At 37.3% G+C, this 18162-nt stretch carries 16 protein-coding genes; 11 read left to right on the top strand and 5 right to left on the bottom strand.

All coding sequences use genetic code 11. The annotated features are described in order from the left end of the window. The first annotated feature begins 263 nt into the window (after nucleotides 1-263). Nucleotides 264-1028: a M15 family metallopeptidase gene (locus ABH968_RS09635; protein ID WP_370043836.1), complete on the top strand. Its 765-nt coding sequence runs from the start codon at nucleotides 264-266 to the stop codon at nucleotides 1026-1028. A 57-nt stretch (nucleotides 1029-1085) separates the two neighbouring features. Here the strand turns inward: ABH968_RS09635 and cls are convergent, their stop codons facing one another. The 3 genes from cls to ABH968_RS09650 form a co-directional block, all read right to left on the bottom strand. Then, entirely contained in the window at nucleotides 1086-2543 is a 1458-nt protein-coding gene (cls, locus tag ABH968_RS09640) for a cardiolipin synthase (RefSeq protein WP_370043837.1), read from the bottom strand. 285 nt (nucleotides 2544-2828) lie between these two features. Next, complete coding sequence (locus ABH968_RS09645; protein ID WP_370043838.1) at nucleotides 2829-3620, bottom strand: YwqG family protein; 792 nt, start codon at nucleotides 3618-3620, stop codon at nucleotides 2829-2831. Nucleotides 3621-3718: 98 nt separating this feature from the next. Further along, entirely contained in the window at nucleotides 3719-4879 is a 1161-nt protein-coding gene (locus ABH968_RS09650; protein ID WP_370043839.1) for an MFS transporter, read from the bottom strand. A 726-nt stretch (nucleotides 4880-5605) separates the two neighbouring features. On the opposite strand from ABH968_RS09650, the gene ABH968_RS09655 reads away from it, so the two are divergent. Beyond that, nucleotides 5606-5743, top strand: coding sequence for an Lmo0850 family protein (locus ABH968_RS09655; protein WP_004232019.1), 138 nt, complete (start codon nucleotides 5606-5608; stop codon nucleotides 5741-5743). A gap of 64 nt (nucleotides 5744-5807) precedes the next feature. Here ABH968_RS09655 and ABH968_RS09660 read toward each other — a convergent pair whose 3' ends face one another. Beyond that, nucleotides 5808-6995: an FtsW/RodA/SpoVE family cell cycle protein gene (locus tag ABH968_RS09660; RefSeq protein ID WP_370043840.1), complete on the bottom strand. Its 1188-nt coding sequence runs from the start codon at nucleotides 6993-6995 to the stop codon at nucleotides 5808-5810. 634 nt (nucleotides 6996-7629) lie between these two features. Between ABH968_RS09660 and ABH968_RS09665 the strand changes: the two genes are divergently transcribed. The 8 genes from ABH968_RS09665 to ABH968_RS09700 all read left to right on the top strand — a co-directional run bounded on the left by ABH968_RS09665 (nucleotide 7630) and on the right by ABH968_RS09700 (nucleotide 16721). Next, nucleotides 7630-8382, top strand: a complete 753-nt coding sequence (locus tag ABH968_RS09665; protein WP_370043841.1) for a hypothetical protein — start codon at nucleotides 7630-7632, stop codon at nucleotides 8380-8382. A 391-nt stretch (nucleotides 8383-8773) separates the two neighbouring features. After that, nucleotides 8774-9853: a D-alanine--D-alanine ligase gene (locus tag ABH968_RS09670; protein ID WP_370043842.1), complete on the top strand. Its 1080-nt coding sequence runs from the start codon at nucleotides 8774-8776 to the stop codon at nucleotides 9851-9853. An 11-nt stretch (nucleotides 9854-9864) separates the two neighbouring features. Further along, nucleotides 9865-11232, top strand: coding sequence for a UDP-N-acetylmuramoyl-tripeptide--D-alanyl-D-alanine ligase (locus ABH968_RS09675; protein WP_370043843.1), 1368 nt, complete (start codon nucleotides 9865-9867; stop codon nucleotides 11230-11232). 86 nt (nucleotides 11233-11318) lie between these two features. After that, nucleotides 11319-12011, top strand: coding sequence for an alpha/beta hydrolase (locus tag ABH968_RS09680; protein WP_370043844.1), 693 nt, complete (start codon nucleotides 11319-11321; stop codon nucleotides 12009-12011). Between the two features lie 351 nt (nucleotides 12012-12362). Continuing rightward, the gene (cshA, locus tag ABH968_RS09685; RefSeq protein WP_370043845.1) at nucleotides 12363-13904 is read left to right on the top strand and encodes a degradosome RNA helicase CshA; all 1542 of its coding nucleotides are present in this window, start codon (nucleotides 12363-12365) and stop codon (nucleotides 13902-13904) included. A gap of 189 nt (nucleotides 13905-14093) precedes the next feature. After that, entirely contained in the window at nucleotides 14094-14573 is a 480-nt protein-coding gene (locus tag ABH968_RS09690) for a PH domain-containing protein (protein ID WP_370043846.1), read from the top strand. Then, complete coding sequence (locus ABH968_RS09695) at nucleotides 14566-16032, top strand: PH domain-containing protein (protein ID WP_370043855.1); 1467 nt, start codon at nucleotides 14566-14568, stop codon at nucleotides 16030-16032. The genes ABH968_RS09690 and ABH968_RS09695 overlap by 8 nt, the downstream gene beginning before the upstream one ends. A 113-nt stretch (nucleotides 16033-16145) precedes the next feature. After that, complete coding sequence (locus tag ABH968_RS09700; protein ID WP_370043847.1) at nucleotides 16146-16721, top strand: GNAT family N-acetyltransferase; 576 nt, start codon at nucleotides 16146-16148, stop codon at nucleotides 16719-16721. A 97-nt stretch (nucleotides 16722-16818) separates the two neighbouring features. Here ABH968_RS09700 and ABH968_RS09705 read toward each other — a convergent pair whose 3' ends face one another. Further along, on the bottom strand, nucleotides 16819-17439 hold the full coding sequence (locus tag ABH968_RS09705) for a rhomboid family intramembrane serine protease (protein WP_370043848.1): 621 nt from the start codon (nucleotides 17437-17439) through the stop codon (nucleotides 16819-16821). A gap of 64 nt (nucleotides 17440-17503) precedes the next feature. Here ABH968_RS09705 and acpS point away from each other — a divergent pair, with 64 nt between their 5' ends. After that, a complete protein-coding gene (gene acpS, locus ABH968_RS09710; RefSeq protein ID WP_370043849.1) occupies nucleotides 17504-17857 on the top strand; it encodes a holo-ACP synthase in 354 nt (117 codons plus the stop codon). Nucleotides 17858-18162 lie beyond the last annotated feature (305 nt).

Here is an 18162-nt window from a genome sequence, read left to right on the forward strand (position 1 = left end):
TGGGGGCGTCCGATGAGCCGCTTCACTCGCGATGCTTGCTCCAGGGTCTCATCTGTGACGCTAATCCCCAAGGAGTCGCCCAGTCTCCACTCCAATCAACTTATTCACATAGTAGACGTTTTAACAAAAGTATCCTAACTTTGGGTGATGAACCAATATAGTACAAAATAGTATCGGTACTTACTAGGACTGTTCTTTCTAAATTTTTTGAAAGAGGGTACTTACCATGAAGTACTGGATAACTTTAAAAGGGGTAAAAAATAGTGAAAAAGAAACGTTTACCACTCATCCTTGGTGCTGTAATCTCAGTGGCGCTTATTGTCTCTATTTTCGTAGTTTATAACTATAAAAATAAACAGGTAAGTAATGCATCAGATGAAGAAGAACAACAAACAGCAGAACTAACTAAAAAAGATTCACCTGCAAAAGAAGAACCGAAAAAAACAGCAGATAATCCTGTGAAGACAGATGAAAATGGCTATGTACCAAATCAAACATTACCAACTGAGCCGACATATATTAAGGGTATTTTATTAGCGAATAAAATATATCCGCTACCATCTACCTTCGCGCCTGAAGAAAATCCTGAGGCACGTCAAGCACTAAACAAAATGTTTGATGCAGCAAAAAAACAAGGTTTTGATTTAGTAGCCTTTAGCGGATATCGATCTTTTGACTATCAAACAACATTATATAATAACTATGCTAAACGTGATGGACAAGCTGCGGCTGATCGCTATAGTGCTCGACCAGGTTATTCAGAGCATCAAACAGGTTTGGCCTTTGATATAGGGGAGCGCGGCAAAGATAATTTATGGCTAACTGAAAAATTCGGCGAAACACCAGCAGGACAATGGTTATTTACACATGCTCAAGACTACGGCTTTATTTTACGTTTCCCCAAAAATAAAGAAGACATCACAGGTTATATGTATGAGTCATGGCATTACCGTTATGTTGGTGTAGACATAGCAAAAGACATTAAAAAACAAAATAGTACGCTAGAAGAATATTTAGGTGTGAAATAAAAAAAGGGAAGAGAGTTGTTCATAATTAATGAACTAGTTCTCTTCCTTTTTTACATTCTATAAGATAGGTGTTAGTAAGCGTGAAATGGATTCTTTAAATTTAATCAGTGTAGAACGATTTTTGTACATTTCCCAGGTTAATTCAGTACAATCAAAAATATCCTTTTCAAATAACTCAGCAAGCTGATGTGAAATCGTTGAGTCATAAATGAAGGCATTTACTTCAAAATTCAAACTGAAACTTCGTACGTCAAGGTTTGCAGTTCCGACTGTAGATGCTTCATCGTCAATAATAATTGCTTTTGCATGAATAAAGCCCTTCTCATAAATATAAACTTTTGCTCCTGCACGCAATAATTGTCCTACGTATGAGTATGTAGCCCAATAAACAAACATATGATCAGGCTTATTTGGAATCATGATCCTTACATCAATGCCTGAAAGCGTCGCAATTTTAATAGCATCTAAAAAACTAACATCAGGTATGAAATATGGCGTTTGGATATATATATATTTCTTCGCCATATTAATAAGCTTTAAATAACCGATTTTAATTTGTTCCCATTCGGAGTCAGGTCCGCTAGACACGATTTGTAAGCCTACATCGCCTTTTTTTGGAATAGCAGGGAAGTAACGGTCCGAATAACCCATTTTCTGTTGTGCGGAAGCTTGATTCCAATCAAGTAAAAAACGTGTTTGTAATGGATGTACGGCACTACCTTCAATACGTAAATGTGTATCTCTCCAATAGCCAAACTTCTTTTGTAGACCTAGGTACTCATCTCCGACATTAAAGCCACCGATATAACCAATACGGCCATCAATCACAACGATTTTTCGGTGATTTCTAAAATTTAAACGAGGGTTTATAAGTGGCAAAGTGGATGGGAAAAATACTTCAATTTCACCGCCTGCATTAAGCAATTCCTTGAAATGGCGTTTTTTAACGTTGCGTGAGCCCATTTCATCATATAAGATTCTTACCTTAACCCCTTGCTTTGCTTTTTTTATAAGTTTAGTAACAATGCGTGTACCTAAGTCATCTAGACGGAAAATATAATATTGAATGTGAATATGATCTTTTGCTGCCTCAATATCTTTTAGAAGCTGCTCAAATTTATTTGCCCCATCATCAAAAATATCAAGGTGGTTGTCCTGCGTTAATACTGCATTATTTGTTTTAAGATGCATATAAATCATCTCTTTATAATTTTCCGCATTTTCTATACGAAACTCGAACTTATCATCTCGGATCGCTTCTGTCTGATAACTAATAAGGTTATCGATACCAATATCCTTGCGTCCTTCCCAACGGAATAAATGCTTTCTCCGTAATTGTCGTCCGAATAGCAAGTATAAAATAAACCCACCTAATGGAATGAAAAATAGTACGAGAATCCATGCCCATGTAGAAGTGGCATCTTTACGCTCTAAAAAAATTATGACCATTGCTGCTAAAATATTGACAAACATAATTAAAGATACTAGATATCCAAAGTCTGTAAAAATACTCATTCCTACACCTGCCTTTACTATATTTTCGCAATATATCTAGTATAGCTTACTTTATATGTGGAAAGAAGATACGAAATTGTTAGTAAGCATTGAAAAGGATTACCTCCAAAACTAGAACGGGGTAATCCACAATCAATTTCGCCTTGTTGTAATGGTTGTAAGCTGCCGCTTCGCTTTCGCTACAGAAAACATTTGTAGCTGCCGCTTCGCTTTCGCTACAGAAAACATTTGTAGCTGCCGCTTCGCTTTCGCTACAGAAAACATTTGCTGAATAAAGATAAATAATTAGTAATGCTCCCATTGAAATAAAATATCAGAAAAATCCCTTTGAAGAAGCTTTTCTCGGTTAATAAAAAACTTCCCAACGCCGCTATCTGCCCACATAATACCGATTTCATCATTAGAGTCGATTTGGAGTAATAATACATCATATCGTTTAAGGAGCTGCGATTCGTGACGGATATCCTCCTCTAAAAAATAGGCATAACCACCAATTTTAGCTCCAGCCCCTAAGAAGTGTTGTAGATAAATCTCCCGTAAATCAACATCTTCTGATGAAGGAATTAATGTTGGTAAATAGTGTACCGCACGATAATCTAAAGCAGAAACAGGTTCTTGGATCGGTTGAAATTGTAATGCTAACTCCTGATCAATAGGGAACCGATCATCTGCTTTGTGTGCTAAAAACTCCTGTTTAGGGACAGTCGCTTCAAAATCTGCGGTAGGATAAAAACGTATTTTATAAAATTGCTGGAAAATATCCTCGTGATAATGATCAGCATTCACGAAAATATTAGATGAAATAAAAAATTGAAGAATACCCTGAGATGGGAAATCCTTTAGTGGTGGCATATCTGCAAAGTTAATTTGAGCTAATAGCCGCATAGGCTCACCTGTAATATCTTTCGGATACGTTTGGTAATAGGGTAAATAAGGTTCCCCAGCAAATTTACTTTCCGTAAACGTAGTTGAACGTTTATATGGTGTGATAATCATTGCTGAAAGTAGTGTATCTTCAATTTCAAAACGAAACGATTCTAGCTCTTTTGGAAGTAAAAGATTTGTTGTTTTGTTCATGCAGAGCCCTCCGATATTCCACTTTAAGGAGTCCAATATTCCTTGATGTATTCGGTATACTTCGAATTACTATTAAGTTACGGCTTTTTATCAACAAATTATTCAAAGCGTAAAGATTTATTTGATGCTTTAAAAATAAATATTAAACTTATTGAAACGACAGCTATTGCTGCTGAAGTATAATAGCCTAAACTAGATTGTAATGTAAATAGCCAAGTGAATAATAGTGGACCTAGAATACGTCCTAGGTTATCCATTGAATAGGAAAGACCCGCTGCAGTCCCATATTGACCACCAGATTCTTTAGTTGAAAGAGATACGACGCATGTTCTTGCTAGTGCATTTCCTGCTGTAAAAACACAAAGGGCAAAACCTGCCATAAATAAGTTGGCTGTTAAAGTGAATAAAAGCATACCCATAGCAGTGACAATTTGTGCACTTATTAACCAAGTTGTCTCGCTTCCATTTTTAATACGTCTAACAACACCGCCTTGAATAGCTGCATCTACAAAGCCGCTAAACATAAACAAATAACCAATTTGTAATGGTGTAATTTGAATTCGATCAATTTGGAAGAGCTGGAACGTGGCTTCTACTCCTGCCAGCATAAAAGTCACTAAAAATGAGAACATAAATAAATAACGCACACGGTACTGCAACATTTTGGTAGCACCCTTTGGCACAATTGCACGTTTATTTGTATCTTTTCGTTTTGTAGGTTCTTTTAAAACGAAACTTGCATAAATAAATAATAGTGCAATTAGTGTTGCTGAAGCGACAAATGGCATTTGCAGGCTATAATGTCCGAGCATACCACCAATTGCTGGACCGAAAATAAAACCGAGCCCGATGGACATGCCCATGAGACCCATATATTTATTGCGATCCTCCTCACTCGACATATCTCCTACAAAGCCTGTTACAGCTGTATATAGTGCGCCCGAGAATAAACCACCCACAACACGTGAGATGTACAACATTGCTAAATTATCAATAAATAATGAGAAAATAACAAAGCTTAAGCTAAAACCAACTAGGCCCATTAATATAAGTTGCTTACGTCCTACCTTATCGGATAGCATACCCCAAAGTGGTGCAGTGAAAAAACTTGCAAGCGAGTACACTGTAAGTAAGCCACCTACGTGTATATCATCCCAATTTTGCTGAACTACAACCTCGGGTAAGACAGGTATAATAATTCCAAATCCAAGGTAGACGAGGAATTGAACAGACATTAATAACAAAATTGCCTTTTTCATACAGCACCCTACTTTCTTACAGTATTTTAGTATGTATATTCTACCTCTCTTGTTATTGTTATTACAAGAAAACGGAAGACAATTTAAGTGCTTAATGGCTTATTACCAAAAGTATAGGATGACATTTGTTAAAACGCATGCCATGTATATAAGTGATTAGAGTGAATGCTTGGAGTGCAGTAGAGAAAAGAGGCTAAAACAATGTATAAAAAACGGCAGACTGTTAACAATGGGATTATATTGATACTTAAAATTAATGAAGATTTTTAAAGTAACTAAATGGACTCATTCCATTTTTAATTTTTGTATCGATTGTCGCATAGTGTATTAAATTATCTCTGGGGTATACTACTAGAGGGTATATCGGTATTTTATATTTTTGAGTTTAACTTTTGCTGTTTAGTGGTAAAAAAGTTTATAAGAATGACATTTATTAACACGTTATAGTTGATTGGAGTGTAGACTGGGCGACTCCTTGGGGCTCATCGGACGCCCCCAGGAAAGCGCCCAGTCGGAACGGAAATCAATTCCACGCTTTGATTATGGGATGGTAAATAGTTAAGCGAAGGAAAAATTTACATTGTAACAAAAATGAAAAATTTTAATGCAGAGTTAAATGTTATGATAGAAAGAGATTAACTCGTCAGACATCTTACACTTGCAAAAATGAAACTTTTTTGGAAATAAAACGTTATATAAATTCGAGGAAAGATTGAGGTGGAATGTATGACAAAAGAAGTAGATTTGAAAAAGATCGTTTCGAATTTATCTAAGTTGGGTGTAACAGCCACTGTAACAAAGTCTCGACTTGAACTTTTAAAAGTGCTCACACCACCAACGCAAACTCCGCAAGTTCAAGCTTAACTCGTTTTACAAATGAAAATGGGTAGTCTCTGTTATTGAGACTACCCATTTTTTATATCCATAATTAATCATCATCATCGTGAGTAGTAAACATGTACGTACGATAGTGGAAACGCATACTGAAAACAAGACCGAGGGCTAGCGAGTTCCCCATCAATGAACTTCCCCCATAACTGATAAACGGTAGGGGAATACCGGTAATAGGTAAAAGCTGAATAGTCATACCGATATTTTCAAGTACGTGGAATGTAATCATTGCAATAATACCAGCACATACATATGTTGAGAATGGATCTTTCAATAATAGTGTAGTTTTTGTTAAATGATAGATTAATAAAAAGAAAATACAAATAACGATACTAGCACCAATAAAACCCCATTCTTCTCCGATAACCGTAAAAATAAAATCGGTATGATTTTCGGCAACGTAAACTTCACGACCGCGGAAACCTTTACCGAAAATTTCACCTGAACCAATGGCATTTAAGGAAGTAATTAAATGGTATCCATCACTAGAAGAATATGAATATGGATCTAACCAAGAATAGATTCGAGCAAACTGATAGGGTTTAAAGCCGAATACTTTCTCTAAAAAACCCTGCATAAAGAGTGCCATCCATAAAATAGAACCACCTACTATAGCGCCACCTAGAAAAGTTGGTAAAATAATTTTCCACGATATACCCGCTACGATGACAACAGCAGCTGTAATGGCAAAGAATACTAATGCTGAACCAAGGTCAGGCTGCTTCATAATAAGAGCTAAAGGTAGTAGCAGTGTAGCAGCGATTTTACATAGCAATATGAAGTCCGTTTTTACTGATCTAAAGGAATAAACTTCGTTGTGCTTACTAATTAGTCGAGCAAGTGCTAAAATGTAAAAGGTTTTCATAAACTCAGAGGGCTGTATATTTCCTAGAGGGGTCTTATACCAGCTTTTTGCACCATTAATACGCTCACCGATTTGCCCTGTTCCTTCTGGCATGAAGATAAGCAGTACTAATAAGAAAATTCCTGCACCGTACATATACCAAGACATTTTTTTATATTGGTCAGGTTCAAAAAACATAACTATTCCAATAATTACTGCGCAAATGACGTACCATTGCAATTGTTTAGGAACATAGTTAATGCCATACTGACCTGATGTTTGCGCCGAGGCAATGGCTAACAAACTTATGACTAGGAAGGTTAAAAGTATAAAAGCGAGCGTCCAGTCAAAACGATTCGCGAAATTTCGTTTATTTTCCATACAAGCCACCTAAAATTAATATAGTATCTCTTCATGAGTAAATTTGATTCAAATTAATTCCAATTCAATATGCTGCCAAATATATTTAACTTCTTTCAACAAAAGTCCCCCACCTTTTTCGGTGGTGAGATGAATCGGATTTAAGCTACTTTTCAAACACCCCCGAAAGAAGTTAAAGCCTTCGGCGGATGTCACGGAATCGGAAAGGAGCTCTTAAAGGATGTTAGCCTAAAATCATCGCATCCATGCGATAACGGCTAACTGACCTGCATCACGCAGGCCTAAGCACAAAGCCGATTCCGGACGTAATTATGCCAAGGCATAATTGATAAGGAGTATTCACCTTAGGTCAAGAGGTAAATATTGATGCCGAAATAAGTGTGTTATCGATGAGGCTCGATGCTAGCTTTTGGCTTAGAATCCTCGCAGATATTTGAAAAAAATGAATAGAATTATATTTTTTAAAATTTGTTCATTCAGAGTGGTTAAAAACATACATACAATAGCATCTTTAACATTCATATTATACCGTAAAAAACACTTTTACGCCTGTGAATATTGTTATGACGATTATTAGCATAAAATGTTTCAAAAAATGCATGTTTAGTTTTATAATGTAGTGAAGAATGGGGTGATGGTTGTGGCTAAAAAATTGAAGTCAGCAGAAGATTTTATGTATCATATTTATGTTCATATGAATGATGTCGATAAATTTGTTATTTTTAGCGGGCTTAAATTCTCGCAATTTGTGGCTGCACTTGAACCACTGCATCACTTACTGTTATTGAAACATTCCTATGAAGATGGCTCCTTTAATATGCATACACAGTTTGATTATATACCAGAAGATGAAGTACCTCAGTTTGTAAAGAAAGCTACTGAATCCAAAGAATTGTGTTGGATAGACTTTATGGATGAGAAGAGGCTAGACCAACTAACACCGTTGGAACAAGGAGAATTGCTTTACATAAGTCATAAAAAGGAACCGATAACTTCACCATTTTTTAATAAATTGCAAAATCGATTTGTCTACTATTCTTCAGACTTAGAGAAAATGACTAAAATTTATTTTCGCCATTTAAGTGATTCTGATTTACTCATTGCGAATGTTTTGAACAGTTTGATTCGTGAAAAGGAACGTAGCACTGGTTTTTGGCGACGGAAAGTGAAGTCGAGTATTCCTTCTATTTCACCTGAATTTTTGCGTGCCTATCGTTCTTTTACTAAAGACGGAGCACTGTTTTCATTGTATCGAATTGAAAAACCTAAAGAAGCCTACGGTATCGAAATTCGCAATCTGTCAGAATATTCCTTCCCTGATGAGGTATGGGATGATTTAAATACAATTTTGAAAAATGAGCACGATGAATTGATTTATATTATTTAACTTCTTTCAGCGGGTATCCAAACACCCGCTGAAATAGAGGAACTCAGTCTAAGAACGCCACATCCTGTGGCAACGACTGAGTGACCAACATCATGTTGGCCTAAAGCCTCCGGCGGATGTCACGGAATCAGAAGGGAGTTCAATAAAGGATGTTAGCCTAAAATCATCGCATCCATGCGATAACGGCTAACTGATCTGCATCGTGCAGGCCTAAGCACAAAGCTGATTCCTGACGCAATTATGCCTAGGCATAATTGATCTATTCATTTGTACGTAGAATGAATATACACTCAAATCTCACCGTCAAAATCACGGTGAGATTTTTATGTTATTTGTCAAGACGTTTCATGATAAACTAATAGTACTCAAGAAGTATGTGGAGGGCACAAAAATGAAAAAAAGAATCGGTTTATTATACGGTGGAAAGTCAGCAGAGCATGAGGTGTCATTGTCGACAGCACGTGCAGTCACTGGAGCTTTGAATTTCGAGGAGTATGAAGTATATCCGATTTTCATCACGCTTGAAGGGGAATGGCGCCGTGGTGAGCGTCTAAAAAAACCTGCAAGTACAATTGAAGAATTACAATTTGGTGATGATGCCACAATTTTAGAAAATAATATTACAGATTTTTTAATTGATAAATATGGTAAATCTGTACAATTCGATGTAATTTTCCCATTACTTCATGGTACTAATGGTGAAGATGGAACTGTTCAAGGTTTACTTGAGGTTCTAAATTTGCCGTATGTAGGGAATGGTGTGTTAGCATCAGCAACTGGCATGGATAAAGTAATCATGAAGCAATTATTTGAAATTGCCGGCTTACCACAAGTGCCGTTTACGTACTTCATTCGTGGCGAGTGGGCTAGTGAACAGGAGGCAATCCTTGCTCGTTGTGAAGATAAGTTGGAATGGCCGATGTTTGTGAAACCTGCAAACTTGGGATCAAGTGTCGGAATTAGCAAGGCAACAAATCGTGATGAATTAGTGAAGGCTATCGAAATAGCCTTACAGTATGATCGTAAAATTGTAGTTGAGCAAGGTATTGTCGCTCGTGAAATTGAACTAGCTGTGCTAGGAAATGACTTCCCGGAAGTTTCTGTACCTGGTGAAATTAAACCAGTAACTGAATTTTATGATTATAACTCTAAATATAAAGATGGCTCAACAGCCCTTATTATTCCAGCAGAGCTTTCTAAAGATACACTATCAAGCTTACAGGAGCTAGCAAAGCGTGCGTTCAAAGCCATTGATGGAAGCGGTTTAGTTCGTGCGGACTTTTTTGTGACGGCCGATAACAGCATTTATATTAACGAAGTGAATACAATGCCAGGTTTTACGCCTGTTAGCATGTATCCTCTTCTATGGCAGCATACAAATGTAAGCTACCCAGAGCTGATTAATCGTCTGATTACACTAGCAATTGAGCGTTTTGAAGAAAAACAACAGCTTCACTATAAAAAAGACTGAGTGGGATTATTGTGAAAAAAACATTAAAGCAGTTAGCTACATGGTTAAATGAAGATGTGCCAGCTTTTGGTGATACGGTTGTATCAGGAATTTCTATTGATACACGTACAATTCAACAAGGGGACCTGTTTGTACCATTTCGTGGTGAAACGGCCAATGGACATAAATTTGTTCTGCAGGCCTTTGAAAAAGGAGCAGGTGCTTCTCTTTGGCAGAAAGATGAACCAAATCCACCACAAGGTGTACCATTACTCTTTGTAGATAATTCGGAATTGGCATTGCAGCAAATGGCACGTGCCTATCGCAGTGAGCATAAGGCGAAATTTATTGGTATTACTGGATCAAACGGTAAAACATCGACGAAAGATATTTTAGCAGGAACGCTAACACCATTTTTTAAAGTACAAAAGACAATTGGGAATTTTAATAATGAACTAGGTTTGCCTATTACGGTTTTACAGCTAGATGAAGATACTGATGTCGCTGTACTTGAAATGGGTATGAGTGGTTTTGGTGAAATAGAATTTTTAACGAAGCTTGCTCGTCCACATATGACAGTGATTACAAACATTGGCGAGGCTCATATGCAAGATTTAGGCTCACGTGCCGGAATCGCTAAAGCCAAGTTTGAAATAATTCAAGGAATGCAACCAGATGGAGTGCTATTTTATGATGGGGATGAACCGTTGCTTCAAGAACTAGTTGCGAAAGAGCAGCAATTAAATGCAGTGGCATTTGGCTTAGAGCATGGCAATCTATTGTATGCAGACAATATTGAAGCAACTGCTGATGGTAGTGGCTTCTCTACACATGGTGTGATTGAAGGAGATTTCTTTATTTCCGTTCTCGGGAAGCACCAAGTGAAAAATACATTAGTCGCCATGTTAATTTCTCAAAAGCTAGGTTTAAACGATGACCAAATTCGTGCATCCTTAAAACAAGTAGCTCTAACGGATATGCGCATGCAACAAGTGAATGGATCAAATGGGGCATTGTTTATTAATGATGCATACAATGCTGCACCGACCTCTATGGAGGCAGCTATTCAATTTGTAGCATCGACAACGATTCGCCCAGAAAAATGGCTTGTGTTAGGTGATATGCTTGAACTTGGCCCAAATGAAAAGCATTTCCATGAAGATTTATCGAAGGATATTCATGCAGAAGAAATCGCTTATGTATGTTTATTTGGCCCACGAATGGCTTATTTAAATGAAGTCTTAAAAGAGCGTTTTGATGAGGAACATTTGCTATATGTTGAGGATGATTATACGCCAATTATCGAAAAACTACAGCAAGCTAACGAGGAGTCTATCGTTTTACTAAAAGGCTCTCGTGGTATGAAATTAGAAACAATCTTACGTGCATTTACGTCATAAAATGAAACAAGGAATCGGTGGGAAATTCTCTCACCGATTCTTTAAATTCTTGATTTAAATGAGTTACACATTTAGAGGTGAAAATAATGTCAGTAGGTGTGTTATGTATACATGGATTTTCAGGCGGACCTTATGAAGTAGAACCTTTTACTACCTATTTACGTACACATACAAATTGGTTGATTGAAGAACCTACTTTGTCAGGGCATGGGGATGAATTACAAATGCGAGGTTTCACCGCTAAGCATTGGTTAATGGATGCCGAACTCGCTTTTCGCGATCTTGCTAAAAAAGTAGATGAAGTAATAGTAGTTGGGTTTTCAATGGGTGGCATTATAGCGCTCTATTTAGCTAAGCGTTATAAAGTGAAAAAGCTAGTATTACTAAGCGCTGCTGCCAAGTATGTGAGTCCGAAGCAACTAGTCAAAGATTTTAAAATGCTTGCCACTGAGGCGTATCATCGTAATCTGTCTAGTAATGAGTTGTATTTACGATACCGGCATAAGTTTAATCATGTGCCACTATCGTCAACGATAGAATTCATGAAGCTTGTTCGAATGGTGGAGCCGTATTATAAAGATATTAAAATTCCGGTGTATATTGTACAAGGAAAATTAGACGGAATAGTACCATATCATACTGCTCAATTTTTATATGATCAAGTAACCTCAAACGATAAAACTTTGTATTTTTCTGATAAAGGGAAGCATCATATATGTTATGATGAAGATTGTTCTGAATGGTTTTCTTACGTTTTGTCGTTTTTAATGAGTGCGTAAAGTAGTCAGATTATTACGACTCATGCGTTATCGTTGCATACGTTTTAATCCCATGTTAGACTAGTGTAAGCAATGGATACATTTTGTGCGAAGACTCTTCATATTTGATTGAAGAGTACTTTTTTTTGAACACAACGGTTTTATTCTAAAGTGAATAATTACGACAGAATCAAACCGCTCGGTAAAGACCGGGCTTTCCTTTTCATATAAGAGAGCTCTATGTGACCATCATATAGAGAAAAATTTTAAGTAACGGAAACGTTCCAAAACACAGGCTCGAATTTGCCGACAACTTCATCTGAAAATGTAACCATTTGTCAACTTAAAAGGAAAAAAAGGAGATTGAGAAGTTTGACAAATTTTTCAGAATTAAATATTAGCGAATCTACATTACGCTCTGTAAAGCGTATGGGATTTGAAGAAGCAACACCAATCCAAGAAGGTACTATTCGTTTTGCGATTGAAGGCCGTGATGTATTAGGTCAAGCGCAAACAGGTACTGGTAAAACGGCAGCTTTCGGGATTCCACTTATCGAAAAAATCGACCCGAAAAATCCAAATATCCAAGCATTAGTAATTGCACCAACTCGTGAATTAGCGATTCAAGTTTCAGAAGAGCTATATAAAATTGGTTATGATAAACGTGTAAAATTATTATCAGTTTACGGTGGTCAAGAAATCGGCCGTCAAATCCGTGCACTGAAAAATAAACCTCAAATTATCGTAGGTACACCTGGTCGTATAATTGACCATATTAATCGTCGTACTCTAAAATTAGAAGATGTTCAAACATTGGTACTTGATGAAGCTGATGAAATGTTAAACATGGGCTTTATCGACGATATTAATTCAATCTTAGAAAATGTGCCTGCTGAACGTCAAACATTATTGTTCTCAGCAACAATGCCACCAGCAATCCGTAAAATTGCTGAGACATTTATGCGTGATCCAGAAATCGTAAAAATTAAGGCTAAAGAGTTAACAGTTGATAACATCGATCAATATTTTGTGAAGTCTGCTGAGCGTGAAAAATTCGACATTTTATCTCGTTTATTAAACGTTCACCAACCAGAACTTGCGATTATCTTTGGACGTACAAAACGTCGCGTGGATGAGCTAGCACAAGCGTTATCAATCCGTGGTTACCTAGCAGAAGGGATTCATGGTGATTTAAGCCAAGCAAAACGTATTTCCGTATTACGTCAATTTAAAGAAAATAAAATTGATATTCTTGTGGCAACAGATGTAGCTGCTCGTGGGCTTGATATTTCTGGTGTAACACATGTTTATAATTTCGATATTCCTCAAGATCCGGAGTCTTATGTTCACCGTATTGGTCGTACAGGCCGAGCAGGTAAATCAGGTCTTGCAGTAACATTTGTAACACCTCGTGAAATGGGCTACTTACGTATTGTAGAAGAAACAACGAAAAAACGTATGACACCACTTCGACCACCAACATCGGACGAAGCTTTAGTGGGTCAACAACGCCTATCTATGGAGACACTAGAAGGTCTTATTGCGAACAACGATTTAGGTGATTATCGTATACTTGCGACAGAATTACTTGAAAACCATGATGCAATCGATGTTGTAGCTGCTGCACTTCGCTCATTAACAAAAGAGCCAGATGACTCACCAGTAACAATTACTGAAGAACGACCATTACCAATGCGTCGTGAGCGTTCTAACAGTCGTGGTGGAGATCGTGGACGTGGCGGTAATGGCGGTAACCGTAGCTTTAACGGACGTCGAGAAGGCGGACGTGGCGGAGATCGCCGTGGAGGAAGTGGAGGAAGTGGCGGAAATCGTCGAGATGGCGGACGCCGTGACGGAGGTCGCCGTGAGGGTGGACAAGGTCGTTCACGCGCACCACGTCGTCACGAAGACTAACTTTATCTTCATCAAAATGATTAAACCTTACAGTCAAAGTGGCTGTAAGGTTTTTTTTAACTTCTTTCAGCGGGTGTCCAAGCACAAAGTCGATTCCGGACGCAATTACGCCAAGGCGAAATTGATATAAAATGAAACAAAAAGATAAATGGTTACGTATACTTAGATAATGAAAGAGAGGGATCGATTTTGAGAACAGAACCAATTCACAAAATTTCCAGGAAAGGGTTAACGGTGTGGCGTTTATATGGTGTATTGCAAACGTTATTCCTTTTGATTGTAGCGACTTTAGTCTGCTACGGCACTTATTATTATGAATGGCCATCATATATTTATCTCATTGCAGTTGCTGTAGTCACACTTAGTGCTATCCTATCTGTTTATCTATTTCCAAAGGTAAGATGGGAACGCTGGCGCTATGAGGTGCGTGACAATGAGATTGAGGTGCAACATGGTTTATTCGTTGTTAAACGTACACTTATTCCAATGGTGCGCGTGCAGCATGTTGATACGACGCAAGGACCTATATTAAAAAAATATGGTTTAGGTAATATTTCAATATCAACAGCTGCAACTGTACATACAATTCCTGCACTTGTAATGGACGAGGCTGATGGGCTTCGTGCACGTATTTCGGAATTAGCAAGGGTGGCGGAAGATGATGTCTAAGGAAATTAATCGTTTACACCCGATATCGGCTATTATTACAAGTGCAAAAGCATTAAAGAGTATGATTTTCCCGTTAATTATTATTATTGCAACTAATGGATTTCACTTCTCCTTTAATTTCCATAGTGATAATTTTTGGCGTACGATTTTCTTATTCGGTATATGGGGAGTAGGGGCCTTACTTGCACTTGTTAGTGGCATTGTTAAATGGCGTACTTTTGTATATTGGTTTGAAGATGGAGAATTGCGTGTAAAGTACGGCTTGTTCGTTAAAAAGAAACGCTATATCCCATTTGAACGTATTCAAAGCTTAAATTACAATGAGGGTATTTTTCATCGACTATTTGGCTTAGTAAAAGTACAGGTTGAAACTGCAGGAAGTAAGGATAGAAAGCCGGAGGTAGAGTTAACGGCTATACGTAAGGTAGCGGCAGATGTCATAGAGTTGGAAATGCGTCGTGCAAAAAACCAAGTAAATGAACAGATGAATGATGAGCAGTCGCTAATAGAGGAAGTATCAGCTCCAACGATTTATCATATGTCGATACGTGATTTACTTATAATGGCCATAACTTCAGGTGGAATTGGGGTCGTTCTGTCCGGGGTAGCAGCAATTATCCCTCAGATTTCAGATATAATCCCATATGAGGAAATTTTCAATGAGCTAGCTGACTTTGCGAAAATTGGTGCATTATTAGTTGCACTAACAGTGATATTCAGCCTAATTGTGGCATGGTTTGTGTCATTTGTTATTACACTGATCAATTATTACGAATATACAGTCCGAATTGAAGATGAAAAGCTTATTATTACAAAAGGGCTAATTGAGAAAAAACGAATTACTTTACCGTTAAATAGAATTCAGGCGATTCGTATTGTAGAGAATCCAGTGCGTCAATTATTTGGCTTTGCAACAGTTGTTGTTGAGAGTGCTGGAGGAAATGGTGGAGAGGGGAATGATAAAAAAATTACTCTGTTCCCACTTATTCAGAAGCAAGATTGTTTGGAAACGCTAGAGCAACTTTTTCCAGATATAAATTGGCAACCAGAATTTATCCATTCACCAAAACGAGCTCGTCCATCTTTTTACCGAATTGATTTTGTTTGGCTCATACCTATAATTGGTGCATGTAGTTATTTCTTATATCCGTATGGATTGTTTTCGTTATTATTAATTCCATTAACAATATTAATTGGTATTTGGCAACATAAAACAGCTGGTTATATGATAGATGGAAAGCAACTAACTATGCAATATCGTGTGTTCAGTCGTATTACATTTTTTATGGAGAAAAAACGCATACAATCTATTGGGACTACTCAAACGTATTTCCAAAAAAGAAAGAATATTATGACTGTAAAAGCGACGGTAATGTCAGGCATGACTGGTATGACAGGGAATGTACGAAGCTTAGAGCAGCAAGATGCTGAAACAATATTATCTTGGTATGAACATTGAACGCAGAAATCTGGATATTCCTTGAAATTAATAGAAGTATTATCCTTTTTTATCTATAAATATGAAAATATACTGTTTATAATAGAATAAATCAAACAAAAGGGGTGGTAATTTTGTTTAAGTATGATATTAATAAGAACACGTATTTAAAATTGTTGGATTTAAGTGACGTAGATGAATTATTCGCGTTGACGGATCGTTCGAGAAATACGTTGCGAGAGTGGTTACCCTTTGTGGATGATGTGAAAACAGTAGAGGATACAGAGCGATTTGTAAGAGATGCAATGCAACAATACGCGGATAATAATGGCCTACAAGCGGGGATATATTATGAGGGGAAGCTTGCGGGAGTGATTGGCTATCATCAAGTGAATTGGCAGCATAAATGGACAAGTATCGGATATTGGTTAGGGAACGAATTTGTTGGTAAGGGGTTAGTCACAAATTCTATGAAAGCATTTATTGATTATGCCTTTAGCTATCTAAAGCTAAATCGCATTGAAGTGCGAGTAGCGGTAGGAAATATCCGAAGCCGCACAATCCCAAAAGTATTAGGTTTTAATGAAGAAGGACGTTTAAGAGATGCGGAGTGGCTTTATGATCACCATGTAGACCAAGTTGTCTATGGCTTAACTGCAGTTGAATGGAAAAAAATAAAGGCGGCGAAAGAGGATACGGTCGCACTTTGAAATAAAATTGACGAATTGCCTATCACTCTAGTATAAAAATAAGAGGAGCAATCCGCGATGATAGCTTATCACGGATGATTGTTCCTCTTTGTACCTATTACTTACCCGCCATCTTTTGTTTACGCCAGCTTAAAATTCTTTTTGGATGTAAGTAGACGAGTCCAAGAAGGAATCCTACTACTAAACCGCCTAAGTGAGCATAGACATTCACATTCGGCTGTAGGAAAGTCATAATAACACTGATAACAATAATTGGCAAAATAAGTTTGCGAAGCATTGGCATTGTACGACGTGTATAGTAGACAAGTGCTCCAAAAGCTCCGAATATTCCAAAAATAGCACCGCTTGCACCAAGGCTTGCGTAGCTACTATCATAAAGTAGATAGGTTGCCAAGTTACCTGCAATACCAGACACTAAATAAATTGTAATAAAGCGTGCCTTGCCGGCAATTTTTTCAAGCTCTGGACCGAATAAATACAGAGAAAACATATTAAAGAAAACGTGCAAAAAGTTAGCATGTAAAAACATTGCAGAAAAAACACGCCACCATTCACCGGCTTGTATAAGGAAGTTCGCTTGAACTCCGTAATTCAATACATTTTCTCCTACTCCAGGTAAAATAGTTAGTACATAAACAAATAAATTAACCGCTATTAATGTTGAAACAATCGGATAATACTTTGTATATTGCTTAAAATTTTCTGTTCTACTAAACATAACTCCACCTCAATTTACAATCATTATACATGGCTTTTTAGAAATAGGAAAAGGAGAAGTTCAAATGATTAAAGGAATTGGTCTCGACATTGTAGAAATTGACCGTATTGCTAAAGCAATGAGGAGAACAAATAAATTTAAAGACCGCATTTTATCTGAAAGGGAAAGAGTTTTGTTTGATGCACATTCAGAAACTCGTAGAATAGAATTTTTGGCCGGACGATTTGCTGCAAAAGAAGCATTTTCAAAGGCATTAGGAACTGGTATTGGTGAAGAATGTAAGCTTCATGATGTTGAAATTTTAAGAGGGGAAGCTGGTAATCCTGTTTTATATTTCAAAGGGGAGCTTGTAAATGGATTTGTAAGTATAACACATTCTAAGCAATACGCAGCGGCACAAATAATATTATTACAATAATTTCGCTATATAAAATATTAAAAAGGCTCATCACCAAAAGTTGTGGCTGACATTTGTTAAAACGTAAGCCATTTATATAAATGACTTTACGTTATGGTGATGAGCTAATCAATTATGCCTCGGCATAATTGGGTCTGGAATCGGCTTTGTGCTTAGGCCTGCAAATGTTTTTTGTGCGAAAGCGAAGCGACAGCAACAAGGTGTTTTGTCTGTGCGAAAGCGAAGCGACAGCAACAAGGTGTTTTGTCTGTGCGAAAGCGAAGCGACAGCAACAAGGTGTTTTGTCTGTGCGAAAGCGAAGCGAC

Origin of the sequence: Lysinibacillus sp. RC79 (assembly GCF_041262405.1) — a bacterium.
GTDB lineage: Bacteria > Bacillota > Bacilli > Bacillales_A > Planococcaceae > Lysinibacillus.

What these genes read in the sequence shown, in the direction of transcription:
- cls (WP_370043837.1), bottom strand. Translation starts at nt 2,543, where the DNA reads ATGAGTATTTTTACAGACTTTGGATATCTAGTATCTTTAATTATGTTT.
- ABH968_RS09645 (WP_370043838.1), bottom strand. Translation starts at nt 3,620, where the DNA reads ATGAACAAAACAACAAATCTTTTACTTCCAAAAGAGCTAGAATCGTTT.
- ABH968_RS09650 (WP_370043839.1), bottom strand. Translation starts at nt 4,879, where the DNA reads ATGAAAAAGGCAATTTTGTTATTAATGTCTGTTCAATTCCTCGTCTAC.
- ABH968_RS09655 (WP_004232019.1), top strand. Translation starts at nt 5,606, where the DNA reads ATGACAAAAGAAGTAGATTTGAAAAAGATCGTTTCGAATTTATCTAAG.
- ABH968_RS09660 (WP_370043840.1), bottom strand. Translation starts at nt 6,995, where the DNA reads ATGGAAAATAAACGAAATTTCGCGAATCGTTTTGACTGGACGCTCGCT.
- ABH968_RS09665 (WP_370043841.1), top strand. Translation starts at nt 7,630, where the DNA reads ATGGTTGTGGCTAAAAAATTGAAGTCAGCAGAAGATTTTATGTATCAT.
- ABH968_RS09670 (WP_370043842.1), top strand. Translation starts at nt 8,774, where the DNA reads ATGAAAAAAAGAATCGGTTTATTATACGGTGGAAAGTCAGCAGAGCAT.
- ABH968_RS09680 (WP_370043844.1), top strand. Translation starts at nt 11,319, where the DNA reads ATGTCAGTAGGTGTGTTATGTATACATGGATTTTCAGGCGGACCTTAT.
- ABH968_RS09695 (WP_370043855.1), top strand. Translation starts at nt 14,566, where the DNA reads ATGTCTAAGGAAATTAATCGTTTACACCCGATATCGGCTATTATTACA.
- ABH968_RS09705 (WP_370043848.1), bottom strand. Translation starts at nt 17,439, where the DNA reads ATGTTTAGTAGAACAGAAAATTTTAAGCAATATACAAAGTATTATCCG.
- acpS (WP_370043849.1), top strand. Translation starts at nt 17,504, where the DNA reads ATGATTAAAGGAATTGGTCTCGACATTGTAGAAATTGACCGTATTGCT.